Origin of the sequence: Streptomyces sp. SID14478, assembly GCF_010548525.1 — a bacterium.
Lineage (GTDB): Bacteria > Actinomycetota > Actinomycetes > Streptomycetales > Streptomycetaceae > Streptomyces.
Genome location: NZ_JAAGMG010000183.1, coordinates 1 through 4004, shown reverse-complemented (window position 1 = coordinate 4004; position 4004 = coordinate 1). Strand labels below are relative to the sequence as shown.

Below are 4004 nucleotides of genomic sequence, written 5' to 3'. Positions count from 1 at the left end.
GACGGCAGCACGGTGCTGGTGGGCCGCGAGGCCGGGGCCCAGTGGCTGCGGAAGCTGTCGGCGGGCGATCCCGTGGTCGTCCGCCACCGCCTGGTCGCGGCGCACACGCGCATCCCCTACCGGTTCGCGGTCGGTGGCTACCCGGTGCTGCGCGACGGCGCCCCGCTGCCGGGCCTCGACGCCACCACCTCCGCGGTCCGCACGGCCGCCGGCATCGCCGACCGGGGACGCACGCTGATCCTGCTGGCCCTGGACGGCGCCCCCGCGTACCGCACGGGCCTGTCCATCGCCGAAGTGGCGGAGACCATGCGGACGTTGGGCGCGGACGACGCGTTCAGCCTGGACGGCGGCGGCTCGTCGACGCTGGTGGCGCGGGAGCCGGGGGCGGCCTCGGTCACGCTCCTCAACCACCCCACGGACTCCCCCGAACGGGCCGTCGCCAACGGCATAGGGGTCTATTCGCGCCGCTAGGGCTGTTTCGAAAGTCCCGCCCTAGGCTCCGTCGCGCACCGCCACCAGGCCGTTGAACACGCCCACGTAGGCCGTGCCGTCGGGGCCGAGCGTCACCGGTGCCCAGTTGTTGTCGTAGGCGACGCCGGTTCCGGCGAGCCGCTTCCAGCGGGTCGTGCCGGTGCGGAAGTCGACGGCCGTGAAGTACCAGGCGTCGACGCCGAGGGAGTTGGGCTGCTTCGTGTAGAAGTACAGCAGCCCGTTGGCGAGGGAGAGCTTCGGCACGGTGGACGGGGAGCGCACGTCGCTCTCCCATACCGTGTCGCAGCCGCTGCCGTCGGGGCGGACGTCGATACGCGCGACGCCGCCGACGACACTGCGCCCGAAGGTGAGCGACGTGATGTTCTCGTAGCCGTAGTTGTTCTCCACGACGAGGCTGTCGCCGTGCGAGATCAGGGAGTTGTCGGTGGTCGAGGCGCCGGAGCCGAAGACCGGGACCTTGCAGACGAGGCGCCGGTCGGCGGGGACGTCGGCGCCGCGCCGGTAGACGAGGACGTTCATCCGGTCGTCGGCGTTGTCGGTGATGGCGACGTAGTCGTCCTCCTCGCCGAACAGGTCGGGAGTGGTGCCCGAACCCTGGTTCACGGAGCCGGGTTTGGTGCCGGTGCCCCGGTCGTAGGTCTGCCGCCAGACGATCCTCGGGGTGCCGTCGGCGGCCGCGTCGAAGCTGTAGAGGGCGTGGTCGGAGACGAGGGAGACGCCGTCCTGCGCGACGGAGAAGGAGTTCTGGATCTCCTCCCCCTCCAGGCGGACCGACTTGATGCTGCCGGTGGCGGGGTCGACCGTGCCGACGCGTCCCTGGCGCGTCACCCACCAGATCCGTCCCGTCCAGTCCGGCATGACGGAGGTGACGGGGTCGCACTCGCCGCTCGGGTACAGGTTCGTCCAGCTGACGCAGTCGTGCGGGACCTGCCCGGTCAGGTCCCAGTCGTCGGTGACGACGAACCGCCAGCTGCCGTCCGCCGCCTGCTCGTGGGCGAGGCGGACGATGTGCTGGCGCGAGTCGGCGAGGACGAGGCGGTCCTGGTCGTCGAGGTAGGAGTAGGCGCCGCCGGACGTGTCCTTGAAGATCCTGGAGAAGTCGAGCCGGGTGATCGCCTCGACGGTGGAGGGGCGTTGGGGCAGCTTGTACTCGGCGAGCGTCGTGAGGCTGTGCGGGTCGAGGAGTTTGACGAGGAAGCCGGTGAAGGTGCCGCAGACGGTGACGATGCGGCCCGCCTTGTCGAAGGTGACGGTGGCGCATTCACCGCCGAGCGCGGCCATCTGTTCGCTGGTGACGTCCGGGTTCTTCCCGTTCGGCCCGCTCCAGGGGTAGGTGCCGCTGCCCCAGGCGTCGGCGTGCATTCCGCTGCGTCCGTTGGCGGCGAGGAAGGGGTGCTGGGCGGGCGCCGTGCCGGGGACCGGCTGCGGCGTCGCGGGGGCGCCCTCGTAGCTGTCCACGAGGCGGTGGCCGGGGGCCTTGGGGATCTCGTCGGCCCGGGCACCCGCCGGCCCCGCGGCACCGGCGGCCGTGAGGGTGAGGGCAACGGCCAGGGCCCGGGCGAGGTTTCTTCGCTGCGGCATGCGCCCGAAGCTAGGTCGCCCCTCTTGAAGTGTCCATGCACATAGGGAAGTTGTTCACGAACCCGAAACGATCACGGCCGCGTTCACGGCTGGAGACTGCTGACCAGCCCCGCGGTCGCGTTGATGCCGTCGTGGATGGTCGGGGCGACCCTGGTGCTCGCGAGCAGGAAGCCGAGCAGGACGCACACGAGGGCGTGCGAGAGCTTCATCGCCCCGTTGCGCAGGATGATCACCGCGACGACCACGAGCAGCAGTACGAGGGAAATGGACAGAGACAACGCCGAACCTCCTCCGCCACGTCAGCACCGTGGCTTTCGGCCGCAAGTGTGGCGTAGCGGAGGATTTCCGACGGGCTACGACCTGTCCCCCGAACGGGTGTTAACGCATGGTGAGCCCGGTCACCGTGCGTGTGCGTCGAGGAACGCCTCCAGCCCGGCGAGGTCGTCGGTGTTCAGGTAGTCGACGTCGGCGGCGAGCAACTCGGCCCACACGGCGTCGCGTTCCGGTCCGGCGAGATCGGGCGTCGCCCAGAACCGCACCTGCTGACGGCGTGCGTGCGCGGCGGCCACGATGCCGCGCAGCCTGTCGCGCTCGGCCGCGGGGAAGGGACCGACGCCCCGCCACGTGAAGTTCAGGGTCCAGTCGTCGCTGATGAGCGGGATCAACGAGGCGGGGGCCGCCGTCCCGAGGTCGGCGGGCCGCCCGTCGTAGAAGGCGCTGCGGATGCGTTGCGCCTCCATGGGCGCCCGCGCGGCACGGTCCCCGGAGACGACGGCGGTGACGGGCCCGTCGTGCACGCGCCCGTGGGCGTACGTCGTGAACAGGCCGCGGTAACGCCGCAGTTGGCGGTCGATCTCCAGGTACGTCGCCGCGCCTTCGGTCTTGATGTCGATCAGCAGCTGGAGCGGGATGTGCCACCCCCGGTACACCGCTCCGTGGTGGGCCTTCACGCGGGCGGCGAGGGGCGCGAGGTAGAGGGAGTCGAGGGTGCGGGCCGGGTCGAGGTCGACGGGGTCGTGGGCGACGAGCAGATCACCGTCGACGAGGTAGATGTCGGCCTCGACGCTGTTGAACCGGTGGTCGAGGGCGTCGAAGAGGGGCCGCGGGTGGGCGTAGTCGTTGTGGGCGTGGGCCCGCAGGAGGGGGCGCGGCCTGTGCCTTCGCCCGGTGGCCTGGGCGAGTTGCGGGGTGGCGATGGCGGCGGTGAGCGCGGCGGCGAGGGTGCCGAGGGCTCTGCGGCGGGTGGTCGGGGCCATGTTTCCTCCCGTGGTGGGCGGGTGGGGACAGGGCCGAGTATGCGGGCCGCGGGGCCGTGAACGGCATGCTCGTGTCAGGAGTTGGCCGGACCGCCACGCATGGTTCACGGCTGTTTCGGCTCCGGCACGCCAAGGGCCCGCCCCGGATCCGGGGCGGGCCTCAGCGGGATCACGGGGCCTGGAGGTCGACCAGTTCGGCCAGTTCCGCACGGTGGCGGCCCGCGGTGCCGAGCGCGATCGAGTCGGCCTTGGCGCGCTTGAGGTAGAGGTGGATCGGGTGTTCCCAGGTCATGCCGATGCCGCCGTGCAACTGGAGGGCTTCCTCGGCGGCACGCACGGCGACGGGCGCCGCGTAGGCCTGGGCGACGGCCACCGCGACGTCGGTGTCGTCGCTGCCGGTGGCGAGCGCGTCCGCCGCGTTCCGTGCGGCGGCGCGGGTGTTGACCGTCTCCAGCCAGAGCTGCGCGAGCCGGTGCTTGAGCGACTGGAAGGAACCGACGGGCCGGTTGAACTGGTGGCGCTCCCGCGTGTAGCGCACGGTCTGCGTCAACAGCCACTCCGCGAGGCCGAGTTGTTCGGAGGCCAGCAGTCCGGCCCCGGCCCGCAGGGCGCGGCGCACCGCGGGCGCGGCGTCACCGGTGAGCGGGCGTCCGGCCGCGCCGTCGAAGGTGACGG

The 4004-nt window shown here is 71.8% G+C and carries 5 protein-coding genes; 1 reads left to right on the top strand and 4 read right to left on the bottom strand.

What is annotated here, in order from left to right; genetic code table 11:
- Positions 1-471 (top strand): phosphodiester glycosidase family protein (locus G3I40_RS06985; RefSeq protein ID WP_164301286.1); only part of this gene is annotated, 471 nt, incomplete at its 5' end.
- Between the two features lie 21 nt (positions 472-492).
- On the opposite strand, the gene G3I40_RS06980 is transcribed toward G3I40_RS06985, so the two are convergent.
- The 4 genes from G3I40_RS06980 to G3I40_RS06965 all read right to left on the bottom strand — a co-directional run.
- Positions 493-2073: a hypothetical protein gene (locus G3I40_RS06980; protein WP_164301285.1), complete on the bottom strand. Its 1581-nt coding sequence runs from the start codon at positions 2071-2073 to the stop codon at positions 493-495.
- Positions 2074-2156: 83 nt separating this feature from the next.
- Complete coding sequence (locus G3I40_RS06975; RefSeq protein ID WP_164301284.1) at positions 2157-2351, bottom strand: hypothetical protein; 195 nt, start codon at positions 2349-2351, stop codon at positions 2157-2159.
- Between the two features lie 120 nt (positions 2352-2471).
- Positions 2472-3329, bottom strand: a complete 858-nt coding sequence (locus tag G3I40_RS06970) for a phosphatidylinositol-specific phospholipase C/glycerophosphodiester phosphodiesterase family protein (protein ID WP_164301283.1) — start codon at positions 3327-3329, stop codon at positions 2472-2474.
- Positions 3330-3498: 169 nt separating this feature from the next.
- On the bottom strand, positions 3499-4004 hold a 506-nt coding region (locus tag G3I40_RS06965), incomplete at its 5' end, for an acyl-CoA dehydrogenase family protein (protein ID WP_275410154.1).